The sequence below is a fragment of the Pediococcus damnosus genome (assembly GCF_001611155.1).
Taxonomy (GTDB): domain Bacteria; phylum Bacillota; class Bacilli; order Lactobacillales; family Lactobacillaceae; genus Pediococcus; species Pediococcus damnosus.
This window is the reverse complement of record NZ_CP012294.1, coordinates 1,668,601-1,687,179: the sequence shown is the minus strand read 5'-3', so window position 1 is coordinate 1,687,179 and position 18,579 is coordinate 1,668,601. Positions and strand designations below refer to the sequence as shown.

The 18,579-nt window shown below is 39.3% G+C and carries 19 protein-coding genes and 1 tRNA gene; 3 read left to right on the top strand and 17 right to left on the bottom strand.

Translation table 11 applies throughout. The features are described from left to right. Positions 1-102 precede the first annotated feature (102 nt). Both ADU73_RS07835 and ADU73_RS07830 read right to left on the bottom strand, forming a co-directional pair. Entirely contained in the window at positions 103-606 is a 504-nt protein-coding gene (locus ADU73_RS07835) for a hypothetical protein (RefSeq protein WP_046871500.1), read from the bottom strand. Positions 607-770: 164 nt separating this feature from the next. Next, complete coding sequence (locus tag ADU73_RS07830; RefSeq protein ID WP_046871501.1) at positions 771-1,226, bottom strand: hypothetical protein; 456 nt, start codon at positions 1,224-1,226, stop codon at positions 771-773. Between the two features lie 629 nt (positions 1,227-1,855). On the opposite strand from ADU73_RS07830, the gene ADU73_RS07825 reads away from it, so the two are divergent. Beyond that, a complete protein-coding gene (locus ADU73_RS07825) occupies positions 1,856-2,923 on the top strand; it encodes an endonuclease/exonuclease/phosphatase family protein (RefSeq protein WP_046871550.1) in 1,068 nt (355 codons plus the stop codon). 50 nt (positions 2,924-2,973) lie between these two features. Here ADU73_RS07825 and ADU73_RS07820 read toward each other — a convergent pair whose 3' ends face one another. The 10 genes from ADU73_RS07820 to ADU73_RS07775 form a co-directional block, all read right to left on the bottom strand. Continuing rightward, entirely contained in the window at positions 2,974-3,291 is a 318-nt protein-coding gene (locus ADU73_RS07820; protein ID WP_046871502.1) for a metal-sulfur cluster assembly factor, read from the bottom strand. Further along, the gene (gene sufB / locus ADU73_RS07815; RefSeq protein ID WP_062913368.1) at positions 3,288-4,679 is read right to left on the bottom strand and encodes a Fe-S cluster assembly protein SufB; all 1,392 of its coding nucleotides are present in this window, start codon (positions 4,677-4,679) and stop codon (positions 3,288-3,290) included. The genes ADU73_RS07820 and sufB overlap by 4 nt, the downstream gene beginning before the upstream one ends. Then, positions 4,676-5,119: a Fe-S cluster assembly sulfur transfer protein SufU gene (gene sufU / locus ADU73_RS07810; RefSeq protein ID WP_062913367.1), complete on the bottom strand. Its 444-nt coding sequence runs from the start codon at positions 5,117-5,119 to the stop codon at positions 4,676-4,678. Before sufU ends, sufB begins: the two co-directional genes overlap by 4 nt. Continuing rightward, complete coding sequence (locus ADU73_RS07805; RefSeq protein ID WP_062913366.1) at positions 5,109-6,344, bottom strand: cysteine desulfurase; 1,236 nt, start codon at positions 6,342-6,344, stop codon at positions 5,109-5,111. Before ADU73_RS07805 ends, sufU begins: the two co-directional genes overlap by 11 nt. Further along, the gene (gene sufD, locus ADU73_RS07800) at positions 6,337-7,524 is read right to left on the bottom strand and encodes a Fe-S cluster assembly protein SufD (RefSeq protein ID WP_046871506.1); all 1,188 of its coding nucleotides are present in this window, start codon (positions 7,522-7,524) and stop codon (positions 6,337-6,339) included. The genes ADU73_RS07805 and sufD overlap by 8 nt, the downstream gene beginning before the upstream one ends. Positions 7,525-7,526: 2 nt before the next feature. Further along, complete coding sequence (gene sufC / locus ADU73_RS07795) at positions 7,527-8,324, bottom strand: Fe-S cluster assembly ATPase SufC (RefSeq protein WP_046871507.1); 798 nt, start codon at positions 8,322-8,324, stop codon at positions 7,527-7,529. Positions 8,325-8,337: 13 nt separating this feature from the next. Next, complete coding sequence (locus ADU73_RS07790; protein ID WP_046871508.1) at positions 8,338-8,943, bottom strand: VIT1/CCC1 transporter family protein; 606 nt, start codon at positions 8,941-8,943, stop codon at positions 8,338-8,340. Positions 8,944-9,575: 632 nt separating this feature from the next. Continuing rightward, the gene (gene nrdG, locus ADU73_RS07785; protein WP_046871509.1) at positions 9,576-10,157 is read right to left on the bottom strand and encodes an anaerobic ribonucleoside-triphosphate reductase activating protein; all 582 of its coding nucleotides are present in this window, start codon (positions 10,155-10,157) and stop codon (positions 9,576-9,578) included. Then, positions 10,102-12,309: an anaerobic ribonucleoside-triphosphate reductase gene (gene nrdD, locus ADU73_RS07780; protein ID WP_046871510.1), complete on the bottom strand. Its 2,208-nt coding sequence runs from the start codon at positions 12,307-12,309 to the stop codon at positions 10,102-10,104. Before nrdD ends, nrdG begins: the two co-directional genes overlap by 56 nt. Positions 12,310-12,587: 278 nt before the next feature. Beyond that, complete coding sequence (locus ADU73_RS07775; RefSeq protein WP_046871511.1) at positions 12,588-13,544, bottom strand: serine hydrolase; 957 nt, start codon at positions 13,542-13,544, stop codon at positions 12,588-12,590. A gap of 252 nt (positions 13,545-13,796) precedes the next feature. On the opposite strand from ADU73_RS07775, the gene ADU73_RS07770 reads away from it, so the two are divergent. Both ADU73_RS07770 and ADU73_RS07765 read left to right on the top strand, forming a co-directional pair. Further along, complete coding sequence (locus tag ADU73_RS07770) at positions 13,797-14,015, top strand: hypothetical protein (protein WP_046871512.1); 219 nt, start codon at positions 13,797-13,799, stop codon at positions 14,013-14,015. Between the two features lie 85 nt (positions 14,016-14,100). Then, on the top strand, positions 14,101-14,493 hold the full coding sequence (locus tag ADU73_RS07765) for a type II toxin-antitoxin system HicB family antitoxin (protein ID WP_062913365.1): 393 nt from the start codon (positions 14,101-14,103) through the stop codon (positions 14,491-14,493). A 193-nt stretch (positions 14,494-14,686) separates the two neighbouring features. Here the strand turns inward: ADU73_RS07765 and ADU73_RS07760 are convergent, their stop codons facing one another. The 5 genes from ADU73_RS07760 to ADU73_RS07740 form a co-directional block, all read right to left on the bottom strand. After that, on the bottom strand, positions 14,687-15,244 hold the full coding sequence (locus tag ADU73_RS07760; RefSeq protein WP_046871514.1) for a DUF5067 domain-containing protein: 558 nt from the start codon (positions 15,242-15,244) through the stop codon (positions 14,687-14,689). A 453-nt stretch (positions 15,245-15,697) separates the two neighbouring features. Beyond that, positions 15,698-16,780 (bottom strand): DUF6287 domain-containing protein, encoded by a 1,083-nt coding sequence (locus ADU73_RS07755; RefSeq protein WP_046871515.1) that lies wholly within the window; start codon positions 16,778-16,780, stop codon positions 15,698-15,700. A gap of 154 nt (positions 16,781-16,934) precedes the next feature. Next, positions 16,935-17,006: transfer RNA gene (locus ADU73_RS07750), tRNA-Arg, on the bottom strand. An 81-nt stretch (positions 17,007-17,087) separates the two neighbouring features. Then, positions 17,088-17,906, bottom strand: a complete 819-nt coding sequence (locus ADU73_RS07745; protein WP_046871516.1) for a Cof-type HAD-IIB family hydrolase — start codon at positions 17,904-17,906, stop codon at positions 17,088-17,090. A gap of 16 nt (positions 17,907-17,922) precedes the next feature. Beyond that, positions 17,923-18,246 (bottom strand): hypothetical protein, encoded by a 324-nt coding sequence (locus tag ADU73_RS07740; protein WP_046871517.1) that lies wholly within the window; start codon positions 18,244-18,246, stop codon positions 17,923-17,925. Positions 18,247-18,579 lie beyond the last annotated feature (333 nt).

The following is an 18,579-nucleotide window of genomic DNA, read 5'->3' as shown; positions in this document are numbered from 1 at the left end:
TTGCCTATTCTAGCACTTTTTATACACAAAATATGCATTTTTTTAAATAATAAGAAAAAATAAAGAGACTGGAAAAATCCAGTCTCTCAAAATATTAGCTATCTAACTTAATCTGTGTTTTTGATGTATCCCCACATTTGCAACAACCGTTCCAACAATAAATAGTAAAAATACTAAGTTAAAAATGACGGCTAAGCTAGTTGCGATGGCAAATGCTTCAAATGCAATTGCAACGAAGGCCCACGATTGACCAATTAACCAAATCACCAAACCATCTAGTAAAGAAAGATTCCATAGCTTTACGTTTAAAACATCTAAAAATGCTGGTATATGGAAACAGAATTCATCCCTTGTATGGTTATTCATAGTGAAACTTACCAATCCGATTAAAATTTCGGCTACGAAAAACACAATCAATACCATCACCAATGAAGTCATCTGATCACCATTTGCAGCTGTAAATTCAGAAACTGGATGCCCCCAGAAATTAATTAGAGTTGGAATCTGTAATTGCAGATTATCACCAAAAAACATGACTGTGAGAATTTCCAGAAAAATATTTGCCAACATAACACCACTTAATTTGTATTTAAATTTTGCAATCATAATTACTCATCCTCCCCTAAATGATTAATTTAAGCTTTTTGAAAGCGCTTCATATACGACTCCATTATACAACCTATTCGTAGTTTATCAATCAATCCATTGATTTTAGTAACTATTTGGCAAATAAAAAGCGCAGGTCCTTGTTGCAACCTACGCTTTTTATTTTATTTATGAAAATATTCTCTTTCTGCTTCTTCTCTTGCCTCAACTGCGTCATCAAATTTAACGAAGCTTTTAAGCAAAACATATTTACCACGAAACATTAATCTCGCAAACCATACCTGTTGCTGTTGATCGTATGATACGCCAATCACGCCGCTATGATTCTTTTTCCCCTTTCGAATTGAGGCGTAGTTTACACCTGATGGGCTAGTAAAATTATTGGGATTTCCCTTAGACTTCTCGAAGAAGCAGTTTTTCTGACTATTTAGCTTAGCCAAATCCCGTCGAAGACATCCACAACTTCTGCTAGTGCCATTTCTTAAATTATAACCGTCTACAATCACATGATTACCGCAGTCACAAAGGCATTTCCACTGTGCGTTTCGATTTTTAACTTTTTTAGTAGAACGCTTGATGACAAGCAGTCGTCCAAATCTTTGTCCCGTCAAGTCGTACATATCAGTCACCGCCTATTACCGAACATAACCAAAAAAGAAGCAATCCAGCATTTAAGCCTAATCACTTCTAATTCATTACCTATCCCGCAAATATACGCATATTTCATCCGTCATTTTTGGTCATCTAGAAGCAGGTTTGCTTAGTTAATTTTTATTTTTTCTGCGTTTCTTAATACCAAATAATGTCAATAATTATATAAAAGTCGATATATAAAATATACAGACTCATATTAACATTATATTGAGCCTTCAGAAGGCCTTTTTCACAAAAACGTTTAATGTTTATGGTTAATTACTTAGTTAAGCGTTTAATAATACTTTTTAAAAATATGTCTCTTGCTTTTATTATACTGCTTAAGAAAGGATATGTACCGTTCATTAATTTAAAATAGTAACAATCGTCGAATTTTATCGATTGAAATATTCGTGATAGTCACAATAAGTAATTTATTCGATATCCAGGGTACTTCTTTTAAATTTCAAGCACCCATTATAAAATACGCATATTTTGGCAAATCATTTTTAGATGTTTCAAAATTTGGGATTGCTGATTGACATTCCTATCCGTTACTAACACAATGGATTAGGCACACTAAATATGGTTTTAAAGGAGCACATTAATCGTGGCACTGAAACGCATCAAAAAATATTTTTTAATCTTGTTAGGTATCATCTTTGCAATCATAATCGGATATATCATCTATTTATTTGCAACCTATTATCGCCTACCCAACTATCAAACGTTGGCAGCTTCCAATAAACAATCTACTTTGTTAAAGCCCAAACGCGAGTACCGGGCCATGACTTACAACATTGGTTATGGCTCTTATCCGCCTAGTTACAGTTTTTTCATGGACGGCGGTAAATTATCGGTAGCTTACAGTAAAAAATCCGTTAGACAGAGTATTGCAGGCGTTACCTCAACCACTAAAAAGGTTGATCCCGACTTCGCCTTTTACCAAGAAATCGATACTAACGGTGATCGTTCGCAGCACGTAAATGAAGTTAATCTTGTCACGAAACACTTAACCAATTATGGCTCGGTTTTTGGCCAAAACTATGACTCACCTTACTTATTTTATCCATTCACACATCCAATCGGTAAAGCACGCTCAGGCCTTCTCACCTTAACTAAGGCAAATGTCGTAAACGCATCTCGTCATTCCCTACCAATTGCAACTGACCTCAGTAAATTTACCGATCTTGACCGAGCGTTTACAGTGACCAAAAGTCGGGTAAGTAATGGAAAATATTTTTTGATGGTTAACATTCATATGTCGGCGTACACAAAGGACAAATCAATTCAAAACGCGCAATTCAAAAAGTTATTTACTTTCATTCAAGATGAATATCAAAAAGGAAATTATGTCCTTGTGGCCGGTGATTACAACCATGCAATTTTGAAAAATAGTTCTAAGATCTTTAAAACTAGCACACCAAAACTGACTTGGACCAATCCTTTTCCAAAAAATAAATTACCCAACGATTTTTATATCCCGACAATGGGTTTGAAACAGGCTGCAACGCCTTCTGTACGTAACTTAAACCAGCCATATAAAAAGGGACGTACTTTCGTAACGATGATTGATGGCTATATCCTATCCAAAAATATTTCTGCCAAAAAAATTCACGTTCACAATACCGAATTTAAATATTCTGATCATAACCCCGTTGTTTTAGATTTCGAATTAAAGTAACCAACTAAAAATATCGCCATGAAAGACTTAATCCTTCATGGCGATATTTTTTACCACATTCCTAATTGAACCCGTGCTTCGCGACTCATTTTGTCGATTGTCCAAATCGGATCCCACACTAAATTAATTTTTACTTTTTGTACTGGCACTAATGTCATTAAGGCTTCAGAAATTGCCTGATTTAAAACATCGGTCAATGGACAACCCATCATGGTTAATGTCATGGTGACGGTACATAAGCCACTAGCATCACAAGTAACGCCATAAATGAGTCCTAAGCTGACCAAATCAACCCTAATTTCGGGATCAATCACCTTTTCCAAAGCTGCAAAGGCTTGTTTTTCAAATGTTTTATCCACTGCGGTCATCCGATTCCCCCCTCCATTTCAAAACTAATCAACCGATTCAATTCAACGGCATATTCCATCGGTAGTTTTTTGGTGAAAGGCTCCACAAATCCCATCACAATCATTTCGGTTGCTTTGCGTTCCGAGATTCCCCGACTCATTAAATAATAGAGTTGTTCTTCGGAAATCTTTGAAACTTTAGCCTCGTGTTCCATCGCCACGTCGCTATTTAAAATTTCATTGTAGGGAATCGTGTCACTGGAGGATTCATCATCCATGATGATCGTGTCGCACTCCACATGGGCAAACGACCCAGCGGAGTTGCGCGCAAATTTCACATTTCCTCGGTAATCCACAATGCCCCCGTCCTTCGCAATTGATTTCGAAACAATTGACGAAGAGGTATCTGGGGCATTGTGAATCATCTGTGCCCCGGTATCCTGATCCACATTATGACCAGCCACCGCAATTGATAGCATGGTTCCTCGTGCTCCGCGGCCATTCAGATAGACTGATGGGTATTTCATTGTGGTTTTCGAACCGAGATTGCCATCAACCCATTCCATTGTGCCGTTTTCCAACGCTTGCGCTCGTTTCGTTTCCAAACTATACACATTCGTCGACCAATTTTGAATCGTGGTATAGCGACAATAAGCATCTTTCAAAACGTTGACTTCCACCACAGCAGCATGCAAACTATCCGTATCGTATTTCGGCGCGGTACAGCCTTCCACATAATCAATCCGGCCACCTTCATCCACAATGATGAGTGTGCGTTCAAACTGACCCGAGTTGGCCGCATTAATTCGAAAATACGCCTGAACGGGAATTTGCGTTTGCACCTCTTTCGGCACATACAGAAAAGTTCCGCCTGACCAGACAGCCGCATTAAGGGCTGCAAACTTATTGTTAGTTGGTGGAACTAGTTTCCCAAACCATTTTTTAAAAAGCTTGGGATACTTTTTCAGGGCAGTATCGGTATCGGTGAAAATGATTCCCTGTTTGGCAAAAGATTCCCGCATATTGTGATAAACGGCTTCCGATTCGTACTGCGCAGAAGACCCGGCCAGGTATTCTCTTTCTGCTTTTGGGACACCCAAACGATCAAAGGTTTTCTTAATGGTCGGCGGCACCTCATCCCAATTACGGTATTTCTTATCCGTGGCCTTTTGATAATACAACATATTTTTCAAATCCAAATCATCTAACTTTGGACCGAACTTGGGAATTGGCATGCTTTGATAAATTTTATAAGCTGCCAAACGATAATCCAGCATCCACTTGGGTTCCTGTTTTTCGACCGAAATTTGTCGAATAATTTGTTCATTCAAGCCTTTGCCAGTAGAAAAAACTGGTTTGACATCATCATGAAAGCCATATTCATACTCGTCTGAAGTTTTCGCACTCATTTAATTTCTCCTCCCACTGCTTCTTTAGCCGCGTGCCAAGCTAAGGTCGCACACTTAATCCGTGCAGGAAATTCTGCCAGACTTCCAAGAATGGCCGCATCTCCCAATGCTTTCTTGGCTTTTGAAGTAAGTGTCTTTCCCATGGTCAATTGAAAAAAATCGTCGCATGTTTTAATTGCCACCGGAATTGTCAGATCCTTGAGGGCGTCGGTCATCATACTGGCCGAAGCCTGAGAGATGGTGCAACCATTGCCAGTAAACGAAATTTCTTCAATCCAATCAGCCTTTGTTTTAATAAACACCCGAATATCATCCCCACAAGAGACATTATGTAATTCAACACTTTTAGTCGCATCTGGTAGGGAACTTTTATGATGCGGATGATTTGCGTGATCCATTACCACGGCCAGATAAAGTTGATTTAGTTTATTAAGACTCACGATTGAAGAACTCCTTTACCATTTTCACATCGTACACAAATCGATCCATGTCGGCCAAAGAATTATAAAAGCTCAAGCTAGCCCGAACGGTTGATTCCACACCCAACGTTGTCATTAAGGGTTGCGCACAGTGATGACCGGCGCGCACTTCAACTCCCAGCATATCCAAACCAGTGGCAACATCATGAGGATGCAAATTGGCCAAATTAAATGTCACGATACTACCGTGTTCGGCAACCGTTTGCGGACCATAAATTGTCAGTCCCTTGATTTGAACGAGTTGTGGTAACAAATAAGTAAGCAATTTGTGTTCGGTAGCCTCAATCCAGGTCATTTTAAGTTTGGAAATATATGTGATTGCAGCTCCTAGCCCAATCACACCGCCAATATTTTGAGTACCGGCTTCAAATTTCCACGGAGCCGACTGCCATTTGGCCTGTGTCCGACTAACCGTTTCAATCATTTCACCACCAAATTGAACGGGGTTCATTTCATCCAGCAACTCTGCCTTACCAAACAGCACCCCGATGCCAGTTGGCCCCAGCATTTTATGTCCAGAAAAAGCCAAGAAATCGACATCCAAATCTTGCACGTCAATGCTTTGATGGGCCACGGATTGAGCGGCATCCACCACCACATACGCATGCTGCTGATGAGCTAAGCGTGTTATTTCTTTAATTGGATTCGTCACTCCCAAAACGTTACTCATTTGGGCGACCGCCACAATTTTCGTCCGCTCCGTTAATTTACGTTTAAAATCGGCAATATCCAGTGTTTGATCATCCGCTAATTCCACATATTTCAGCTTGGCATGCTTGCGTTTGGCAAGTTGCTGCCATGGAATTAAATTGCTGTGATGTTCCATAATCGTGATTAAAATTTCATCACTTTCATGAACAACTAAATCACCAAAACTACTGGCCACCAGGTTGAGGCTTTCGGTCGTTGAACGGATGTAAACGATGGATTTTGCATTGGGCGCATGAATAAATTCAGCCACCTGCTCCCGGACATTTTCATATGCCGTCGTCGCTTCATTCGCTAACGTATAGACACCCCGATGCACATTGGCATTCTCACTTTGGTAAAAACTAACCATTTCATTTAAAACTGGATTCGGAGTTTGTGAGGTAGCAGCATTATCTAAATATAATAGTGGCTCGTCATTTATTTTTTGAGAAAGAATGGGAAAATCCTTAATCACGTTTTCAAATTTTTTATCCATTAGTCAACTTTCTTTCTAGGGTTTTCTGGAAAGCCTCCCGGATTCGGCGATTCGTAATTTCTTTGGCAAAAATACCAATAAATCCACGAACCACCAGTTGTTTGGCAACTTCTTTAGACAATCCCCGACTCATTAAATAGTACAGCTGTTTCTTATCTAAACGTCCGACACTAGCTGCGTGGCCGGCCTCCACATCATTTTCATCAATTAATAAAATTGGATTAGCATCCCCACTTGCCTGATCCGACAACATCAAGAGCCGATTTTCCTGTTCGGCGATGGTTCCGTGAGCGCCGTGAACAATTTTTCCAATCCCATTAAAAACTAGTCGTGACTGATCTAAAACCACCCCGCGTTGGCGAATCTTACCAGTCGTGTAGGGTGCCAAGTTAGTCAGACGCGTGTTCATCCCCTGCGTTTGGGTTCCAGAGGTAATCGCGGCATTATTAATTGTCGCGGTTGACCGTCTGCCGACCAATTCGGCATTCATTTCCGCCACAACATTGCCATCGCTAAACGAACCAATCGTCCAATCCAATTTGGCTTGTTCGCCTACATAAGCCTGCCGATTCACATAAACTGCTTTGTTACTTGAAAAATTATCCACAGTGATTAAATTTAAGTGACTGCCTGCTTCCAATACGATTTCAGAAATCCGATGAATTTTTTCTCCAGCCTGCTCTGGCTGATTATCCAAACAGATCGTGGCTTGTGTACCCTCGCCTAAAACAATTAGATTGTGACTAATTTCATCAGAAGTTTGCGAATACTCAATTTGATTTAAACAAATTGGTTTCGCTAGTTTAGTGTTCTCCGGAACATACAAAAAATTCCCTGCATTCACAAAGGCCGTACTAAAGTTAATTAAACGATCCGACAACTCTGTTAAAGCTTTTTTCATATAATAAGTTTGAAAAAGTTTTTCGTATTTCACCATGGCAATTGCAATCGGACACAAAATGTAATCGTCGGTACTGTGGTCAACCAACGCCAAATCTTTGGTGGGTCCTTCAGCAGACAACTCACCCAGTCCCCAATTTCGATAATCAACCTTGGCAAACCGCGGATCGTTAGTTATCTGCATTTCTTCAAAAGCTCTCTGGCGCATATCTGTAAACCAGGTTGGTTCATTTGGAAATAAGGCTGCATGCAACTTTGTTTTACCAATTGCTTCACTCATCACTAAACCTCCGAATCCACCAGATCAACATCAATTCCTAGTTCATCACGTAATCCAGAATAGCCTTCATCTTCCAACCGATCTGCCAGCGTGGCATCTCCCGTTTTGACAATGCGGCCCCCCATCATGACATGCACCTGATCAGGATGAATGTATTTCAGAATCCGTTTGTAATGCGTAATCATTAACGTGCCAAAATCAGGGCCAATCACATGATTAACGCCCTTTGAGACCACCTGCAGCGCATCAATATCAAGGCCAGAGTCCAGCTCATCTAAAATGGCAAACGTGGGCTTAATCATCAATAACTGAAGAATCTCGTTTCGTTTGCGTTCCCCGCCAGAGAATCCTTCATTCAAATATCGTTCGGCCATGTCACTCGTCATGTTTAAAATTTCAAGTGCTTGATCCAGTTGAGCCAAAAAATCTTTAATGGGAATCGGTTGATCATCCGGTCGCCGGGCATTCAGCGCCGCACGTAAGAATTCCATATTCGTGATACCTTTGATCTCGGCCGGATACTGCATGGCCAAGAATAGCCCTGCGCGTGCCCGCGCGTCCACCGGTTCTGTTAATAAACTTCGGTCGTTTAAAAGAATGTCACCTTGCGTCACATGATAATGAGGGTTGCCCATGATAGTTTCTGACAAGGTCGATTTACCGGTTCCGTTTGGCCCCATGATGGCATGGACTTCACCGGTGTGCATCACCAAATTCACCCCGGTTAAAATTTCTTTTTCTACTTGCGTGTCGTCATCTTTAACGGATACATGTAAATCTTTAATTTCAAGTGTTTCCATTTTTCTAACCTTCCTATGCTGAAACTGCAATGCCTAACAGACTCCCGATTAAATAAGTAACTACTGTCGTAAAAACGCCGACCGCCACGTTTCGCAACACCGCTTTATAAATCGGTGTTTTTGCTTTGTTGTACCCAATCATGGCATTAATTGAAAGAGCAATAATCATGGCTAGGGCCGTATTTACCACGCGCCAGCGACTGCTAGACAGACTAATCGCCAGCAACGGAATAATGGCGCCACACAAAAACGAAAAGAACGATGCCGTTGCGGCGTGAAACGGATTTAAGACGTCAATTTCACTAATTTTGGTTTTGTAGTCACTTTTGTAAGCTTCGTATCCTGCTGCTTGAATATTCAAACGATTGAGCTGCACTTCTTTTTGAGCACTCACTGAAATGTATTCGCCACCAGCCATCGAACAGGCTCCGGCTAACATTCCCGAAGCGCCACTAATGAACAAGGTATAACTGCTAAGATTTGCAGCAGCTGCGCCAAGGACAATCCCAGAGACGGAAATAATGCCATCATTGGCACCTAGAATGCCGGCCCGTGTCACGTTTAAACTATCCCAAAAATGAAACTTTCTTGCCCTTACAAATTTGCGAATTTCTAGCATGTAATTGCGCCAATCCTTTCCATATTTTATTTTTCAAAGCTTCATGCGTATAAAATTTCACCTAATTACCTGATACAAAGGAGTTAGCTACAATCAAATTAGGTTAGATGCCGTCTTCCAGCAAATTTGGGCTGGAACGTAGTGGGCACGACTTAGAGCCGAAATACACGTCTCTAAGTTCGGCCTTTATCTAAACGATAAATCGTTAAGATAAACAACACTACTGAGCCCATTTGCTTCCAGACTAATTCGAGTTGTAAAACTAATTATATTTAACGCAAAGATTGTTATGGTAATGTTTATGCGAAGTATCAAAAGACAACGACTTCACCAGTTCGGAGGCGTTTTGGCCTCAGGGGTGAAATTTATCTTAGCGATTTTTGCTTAGATAAAGGCCGAGTTTGAAGAGAAGACAAGTGATTTTCTTGGCTTCAAATCGTACCCGCTATTACGCGTAAAGGTCGGTTTTTGTACCGAAAACCCACAATGCTTCATACGCTGTCGATTCTTGTGGCAAAAATAGCCGCAAGAACTCGCACCCCGTTCCAGGCCAAAGGAGCCGGAGAACGGCAATTGACCTAATTTTGGTGGACTAAATTGTTTTGTACTTTCAACCCTTAGATTAGTTTGTTTTAGCGCACCAACTTATCCCAAATAACCACTTTATTAGTTGCTAAAGATTTGGGGACGTCAATAATGCGTTGGTTAGCACTTCCGCGAAATTGCAGCGTTAAATCTTTTTGTTCTTCTAAGAAACGGCCATCAACCAAAATGTCAATCAGAGATAGCATTTCCAATTTATCATCAGAATCTTTCAGGAGTTCGTCCCAGTTATAGCCTGTCCACGACCAAATATCCTTGGAATGACCAAACTCTTGGCGAATTCGTTTACAAAGCCTGATACAAACTTGGGTATTTAAAAATGGTTCCCCACCAAGTAACGTCAATCCTTGAACATAGTCCTGACTTAAATCCTCAATAATTTGATCTTCCAATTCTTGCGTATAGGGCTTTCCATAATGAAAATTCTGGGCGGCCACGTTATAACAACCTGGGCAATGAAAGGGACAGCCACTCACATATAAACTGCAGCGAACTCCCTCCCCATCAACAAAGTTAAAGGCTTTATAATCAGCAATATATTGTAAGCTAAGATCCTTAGCCAACCACTCTTTCGGAGTCGGATTGTTTGGACCGAGCGTTTTTCGCGACATTTTTTATCATCTCCGGTGTTAAATTTTTTTGTCTTGAAGCAATTTCCACATGCCGGCCATGAACCATTGGCCGTTGTTGGGGATTTCCGAGATAACCACACGTTCGTTTAACCACGTCACAGAACTGAGGATCGTGATTTCCGCACTGAGGACATTGAAAACCACGGGCAGTTGCTTTAAATTCACCCTTAAACCCGCATTTGTAGCATTTATCAATTGAAGTATTGGTTCCTAAATAGCCAACGTGATCATAGGCCCAATCCCACACAGCTTCTAAAGCTTTGGGATTTTGCGTCAAGTTTGGATATTCACAATAATGAATGAAACCACCCGAAGCATACTTGGGAAAATCTTGTTCAAACGTGAGTTTTTCAAAAGGTGATGGATGTTTGCGCACATCATAGTGGAAACTATTCGTGTAATATTCCTTATCGGTCACATTTGCGACCTTCCCGAACTTGGCAATATCATCACGACAAAAGGTATCTGTTAAGGACTCGGCTGGTGTTGAATACAGACTGTAATGATAGCCACTTTCCTTGGTCCAGTCGGCACACTTTTGCCACATCGCCTTGACTACTTTTTCCGCAAAATCATGAGCTTCAGCATTATGTTCCCAATCTGGGCCGTAGAATACGGTACAAACCTCATATAATCCGATGTACCCCAACGAAACCGTAGCCCGCTCATTTTTAAAGAGATCATCGACATTGCCATCCGCTGGAAGTCGTTTGCCAAACGCACCATACATATATAACAATGGCGCATTTTTTGGTTCGGCTTTTTTAGTCCGTTCAATTCGGTAGGCTAAGGCCTGGTGACATAAGGTCATCCGCTCTTCAAAAATCTCCCAGAATAATTTCTGATCGCCATTGGATGCCAAGGCAACTCTAGGCAGATTGACAGTTACTACTCCCAAGTTCATCCGTCCAGAATTCACTTCTTTGCCATTTTCATCCCGCCAACCTTGCAAGAAGGAACGGCATCCCATTGGCGTTTTAAAGCTACCCGTTAATTCCTTGATTTTGTCATACATTAATAAATCGGGATACATCCGTTTGGTGGCACATTCAACGGCCAGTTGCTTAATATCATAATTAGGATCAGCCGAATGCAAATTCAAACCGCGTTTTAGGGTAAAAATTAACTTTGGAAAAATGGCCGTCCGATGTTCCGTTCCTAAACCTTTAATTCGAATTTTTAAGATGGATTTTTGAATTTCACGCTCAATCCAACTTGTGCCCAGACCAAAGTTAACGGTTGTAAACGGTGTTTGCCCTTGAGAGGAATACAGAGTGTTAATTTCATATTCCAGCGCCTGCATGGCATCGTAAATATCCTTTCTGGTTTTACTCTTGGCATAATCTTTCTGTTTATTGGGCGCTACCCACTGTTTGGCATCTGCTAAATGTTTTTGATAATTAATCTCCGCATAGGGTGCCAGTAATTGATCGACCCGGTTTGCTGAGCAACCCCCATATTGTAAAGAGGCCACATTAGCAATAATTTGGGCCATTTGGGCGGTGGCCGTTTGGATTGACCGTGGTGATGCAACTTCGGCATTCCCAATTTTATAGCCATTTTTGAGCATGCCGTCAAAATCAATTAAACAACAATTGGTTTCTGGGGTTACCGGCGAATAATCCAAATCGTGCCAGTGAATGTCTCCGCGTAAATGGCCTTTGGCAACTAATTCTGGCAACATTTTTAGACCCATTGCACGACTGGCCGCCCCCGCTTCCAAATCACGCTGGGTATTAAAAATTGTGCTGTCTTTATTCGCATTTTCATGAACCACTTCGGCATCCCGTTCAAAAACTTTTTCAATTCGTTTCTGCACATTGGTCGCTTCAGAAAATTTCTGTTGATCCTGATCGAAGTAATTTGCGTAGGCACTGGCCGCTTTTTCTAACCCGTGCGCCGTTAGTTGTTCAATCACTGCATTATGAATGGCTTCGGTTTTAATAACTGAATTTCCTTTAAACTGATTCACCAAAGCCTCACAAATTTGGCCCTGAATTTTTTCATCTGTTACCACCTGACTTAAACTAAAAATTAACTTATAAGCGTAAAATTTTGTTTGTTCGCCATCTCTTTTTTGAATTGTCACTGTACTTAATAGTCCTAATTTGTCCTGTATTGCTGATATCATCTTGTACCTCCTACTGCTTTATATAAAATCTATTATTTTGTTTTAGTAAGTAAAATTGCACAATATATTGTGATTTCATGTGATGTGCATACTATATATAGTAGCTCATCTAGTTGCGTTTGTGTATGACTTTTTTAGGTGATTTTGTAACTGTTCATTCGTAAGCTTGGTGTGCCGCAGTTCGTTCACCAAAAAAATTTGAATCGAATTATAGACAAAAAAATAAGGATCAGAAATTTCAATTAAGAAATCTTTGACCCGTATTTCGTGCATTTGCCTTATTCTCCAGCATTCGTCCCATAAACAATGGTTTGAACTTTTTTAGTAATTTCAGCCATCTTGGGAAATCCACTAAATCCAGATTGTCCATGTCCATGAGTCATAATCACCAAAATATATTTTTGACCATTTGGTAATGTCACGATTCCGGCGTCATTATTCGTATCATTCAAGAAACCAACTTTATCCGCAACCTTAGTCCCTGTTTCGGCTTCACGAGCCCCTGCTGGAATTCCCGTTCGATAAATTTGTTTACTCATTAAATTCAAAATTTTCTTTCGATCATTTGCGTTCTTAAAGGGCCCAGTTCCAGCATTTAATTGCCCAAGTAAAAGCATCAAGCTGTGACTAGTAGTTTTCGCAATCACAGTTTCTTGAAATACCGGTGAGTACCAACCTTGATCAGCAATGAATTTATTGACTGACGCCATACTGTAATTTTGCAATTCACTATCCGCAAATGTATTTGCACTATCCACAATCATCTGATAAAACCCAGCTTCGTTGGCTGCCGTCCAACTGAAGTTTCCGGCTTGTTTTTGCTGCATCAGATAAGCTGCAATAAACAGCTTGTAGGTACTCGCTGCAGTTTGAGCACTGTGCGCATTTGATTCAGTTGCTAAACTACCCGCTTTATAAACTGCCGCATCGGAACCAGTCGCGGCCTCGCTCTTAGCTGGAGCTCCTAAATTATAAAAACTAACGCTCACTGTTCCATCTTTGGTCACCGTTTTTAGATAATTTGCCAGTTCAGATTTAATTTTGCTTTGCTTTTTTATAACTTGCGAAGATCCAGAATCTGCCTGTTGATTGGCCTTATTGGCTTCTTTCGACTGAGCCTCGCTACTATTTCCATTAATTTGGAGAATTACCAACACAACTAAAATTGCTCCCATAATCCACGGGAACGCCTTAAACGCTGTTCGGTTTATTTTTCTTCTTCTTTTATCGTTCATATTCGTTTAATTCCTTATTTTTCAATTAACTTAAAAACATACATTCCAATCATACGCTTTGGCACTATCATTTAATATAGAATTTGATAATCTTCACAAAAAAGTCAGTATTTATAGTTATTAAGAGCCCTCCATTACTGATTTGCAGACAATATCGTTGTATTTGTGAAAGGGTTTACTTTTTGTCTTCTTTATTATAAAATTTAATTGATAAGGTTGCAAAAAATTACATGAGATGAGGAGATACACAAAATGGTTATAGTAAATTCACCACAAAAACAAGACGAAATTATCAAACTTTTAACTGATTACAAAAGCGACGACGTAAATTTCGAGTTTGTTAAAAAAACAGGTATGAAGATGGAATTCAAAACAACTGCCGATGATGCAGCTGCTGCAAAACTTGCGAAAAGCTTGATCAAAGGCGAAAAATGGGGTTCTGTTCTATTTTTCCAAGCAATCGCTGGTTAGTAACTAAATAATTTTCTAACTTTAAAGAAATTGGCAAGCTTTCATATGAAGCGGTCAGTTTTTTTTTGAAAGGAGATAAATAATAATGAGATTAGTTGCATACCCAGCCATATTAGATGATTCTGAAAATAAACCCGGACAATATACCGTTACTTTTCCAGATGTTCCTGGGGCTATTACAGATGGAAATAATTTAGAAGAGGCTCTCTATAATGCGCCAGAAGCCTTAGGATTAGTGCTCTTTGATGAAAAGGTCCTTCCTAAATCAAGTTCTTTGCAGACTATTCAAAAACAAAATCCAGATAAGATCGTGACATATATTTCAGTTGATTTAGACTTCATTAGAAGGAATTCTTATAAGCCAACCGTAAAAAAGAATACGAGAATTTCCGCTGAACTAGCGAAGAAGGCTGAAAATCAAGGAATTAATTTTTCTGCAACGTTAACTGCTGCCTTGGAAGAAAAGCTTTCTAATTAAACCAAAATAAATATTAATGTTTAGAACTTACCAAAAAAAATTGATTCTTCCAAATCTTTTATTTTTTCATTTAACATCATTTAAATTTTTTCAAATAGTATCCGATAGAATAATGCATATGCTTCTTAGTAAAAAAAGGAATCGACCATTTTGAAGTGGTCAATTCCTTTTTACTTTACACAACATACACACATTACTCTACAGTCGTGTGAAATTTAACGGCATCATCAAAGGAAGCTAAGGGACTGAAATGTAACTCAATATTTCCAAGTTCATCAACACCATAAGCTGCTTCTACATCTGCCTTTTTACCACTCGCTACTGAATCTAGCGTATTGTCTGAAACGGCATAACTTTTTAGTTTCTTACCATCTGACCCATAAACATCTAAGTCCGTTCCAACAGGCACATCTTCATCAGAATTATTTGTAACTGTATATTTTGCGACTACCACATTTTTAGGATTAGTATCTTCAAATTCATTCCGTTCATCTGTAGTTTCAACACTATTCAGCTTATACGATACCTTACCTACTGTCGCTTCATCTCCAACTTTATGAGATTTATCTGCAGTTGATTCACTCTGTTTTTCCGTTTTTGAATCGGCTTGGTTTTCGCTACTATCATTACCACTACCACCGGCAATTGCACCAATACCACCAATCATAATTAATACCAACAGCCAAAACCAAATTCGCTTATATATTGGCCTTTTCTTCGTAGCAGTTCCCGCTTCATTCTTTTTTTTCATATAAATCTCTCCTCGTGTTTATTAACATAGTGTCATTACCAATAGATTCCTGCCTTTATTTAAAGAGTATCATTATTAGATTGCTTATAAAAGCTATAAGCATATTACAAATACGTCAAACTTAAATATAGTATATTCTAAGTTAATAACGATCACTCATCTTTAGAATAAAATAAAAAAGCATAGGTTATTAGCCCATGCTAAATATCGTTATACCAACGAAGCGTTAAGGAAAAGATCAAAATCCTATCATAAAATTACCTTGTTTGTAAAAAACATAAAGAGCCAATACTTATCCCCACTGGCATACAAAATCTCAAGAAGTTTAATATATTTGTTAAACGTAATCACTTTTATTTTATCGCAGCAGAAATCCTGTAAGTTTTGCTCGTCTTGAAACCTTTATTTTCTTTTCTAAAAAATTACAATTACTTTTTAATAACTCAAAAATTTTCATTCCTTGTAATAGGCCTGCGTTGCATAACCGCCTTGACCGCCACCCAAAATCAAACGATCACGCGTAGAATCTGAATCATCAGCATCAGAAAGTTTAACATTTTTAGGAATAATGGTTAATGGATCAAATGCAGATACGGCAGCATCGGAATCAAAGGTTCCTATCCCACCTTGAATATACCCACTCGTAACCTTACCCGCCGTGATTACTCGCGAATGGCCATTGCCGTCTGTGCCCTTCACAACTGCCCCTTTACTATAGGCAACGTTGCTACCAGTCGGTTTATTCTTTACTTCGTTTGTTACAATAATTGTTTTACCATCAGTATTTTTCCAAGTACCAACCAAACTCGAAAAGTTATTTCGGCTAATCTGGGCAAGATTAAGTCCAGTTTCGACAGGCTTCGTAGCTTTTGTAGTCTTTGCTGCATTGGCTGTTTTTGAAACACTCGGAGTGGTAGAAGTCTGCGCAAAAATCTCCGTATATGAATTATTGCTTGTCCAAACAACAATCATGTTTTGAGAATTCTTGCCCGAATCATTATTGGTCTTATATTTATTCGTTGTTCCTTTAGGATAAAACGTAACCATCCAATTAATCGCCACATCTTCATCAGCAAGATTAGCCGTCAATACATCATCTTTAGTCTTGAAAACCAAAGAATGCTCACCGGCTGCATCTGTTAATGTTTGTTTTTGAACCTTAGTTGATCCATTTGTTATAGTTCCATTTGAAACCGTCAGCGTATCCGTTCCACCTTTTTCAACCGCTTGACCATCCTTACTTGCCGAATGACCGGTTTCCGTCCAAGTTCCTTGCAAACTACCATAATTGCCTTGTTTAATTTGATCAAAGTTCATCGTGTTTGTTTTGGGGGCTGATTCTTTAGCACTTGAAGAACTTTGGCTGGTTGTATCACTTGTTTTTACAGTCTTCCTTTTACTGACCTTCGTCGCAGATCGACTCACCGAAGTCGTTGCTTTTGAAGAAGAGCGCTTTTGATCTTGACTCCTACATGCTGTTAAAGCCAGCATTGCCAAAGTTGCCAAAATTACTGTCTTAATTCTTTTACCATTCATCTTTTGATCACTCCATTTACTAGACTATGTCACTATCTAAATTAGAAACTAAACCTAGTGTACTAAAAGAGTGTGACACATTATGTCGTTATAAAATTGAGATGCAAAAAAGCATAGGCTATTAACCCATGCTTAAATCCCGCTATATCAACAATGCGTCAGGGGGGAATCGAACCCCCATCATGAGGACCGAAATCTCATGTGCTATCCATTACACTACCGACGCCTATAGTGTAATTCTAATGAAGTTACGCGCAAATTTCAACCTTAACTTTTAAGCAGCAATCTAAATTTAAATAATTCATACCTAAATTTGATCGTTTAATACGCGGTCAATCATATCCAAAACACCACTATGATTATTATCAAGTGGCGTCACCAGCGAGGTTGCCGCCTTAGCTTCTGGTGATGCATTTTTCATCGCATAGCCATATTTGGCATGTTTCAACATTTCGGCATCATTTTGATTATCTCCGAACGTCATTGTTTCAGCCATCGAAACGTTCCAAATCCGCTGTAATTGTACTAAACCATAAGCTTTGGTCACATGAGGCTTAATAATATCTATGCCACTATAGCCGCTCATCACTTCCGTCAATTGATTGCCAAATTCAGTAGTTAGTACATTATACTTATCACGAATATCGGCTAAATCCGGCCAATTAACATCCACTTTGTAAATTTCATCAGTCACTGTTGAGAAATCCGAAGCATGTGTTAAATTTTCGTAAAAATAACCGGTCCGCCCCCAAACTTCATTTTGAGGTGTGACATTCGTATGCGCAGCCTTTTCCCCAGATAAAATAATAACAGCGTTGGCAAGGATTGGTTGCTCATCGACACTGGTCACAACTTTCTGCCAAAGTTCTGGTTCAATTGGACTGGAATCAAGCATTTTGCCTTTTTCCACAATCAGAGCACCATCTTCTGCTACATAAGTGAGATCACCATTAATGCCGGTCATTACCTTTGTACAGTGTAAATACTGGTTGCCACTAGCTACGACAAAATGGATGCCCCGGCGATTCATTTCATCAAGTTGGTTTTGAAAACGAGTTCGATCAAATTCATGCTGATCATCTAAAAATGTGCCGTCAATGTCACTTGCAATTAGTTTAATACTCATTTGAAACTCCTTAAAATTAGCGTTGATTTATAACTTTGCTGATTTCTTGTTGTAAATAAATAAACATGTTGTTTGCATTCTTTCGAAAATCTTCCTCAAACGAAGCTCCCTGTGATTTAACGGAACCAATTGGCTTTTCGGGGGTTTCATAAATAGTGATCTTGTCATTATCTAACGTACAAGAGTCATAGTGGCCCTCTAATTGTTCATCTAATATTGCCTGCGCGTTGTCTTGAATTGCGTCGAAAACAACTTGTTTTTCATTACTTTTATGTCCCAATTCTTCTAATTGAGCAATTTTTACTTTAACTTCTGTCATGTCTTGTGGAATTTGAATCATATCGTCACACGTCCTTTTTAAATAGAGTAACTAAAGATTGAAAGTACAAAATCACATTCAATTGCTTGATACAAAAACGTTCATGGTAACAAAATCAGATTAAAATACCGTCTTTCAGCAAATCTGGGCCGGAACGTAGTGGGCACGACTTAGAGCCGAAATACCCGTCTCTAAGCTCGGCCTTTATCTAAACGAAAACCGTTAAGATAAATGACACTACTGGGCCCATTTGCTTCCAGACTGAATCAGGTATTAAAACTAATTATATTTAGCACAAAAGTTGTCATGGAAAAGGTCATCAAGCTATCTAAAGACAACGACTTCCTCAGTTAG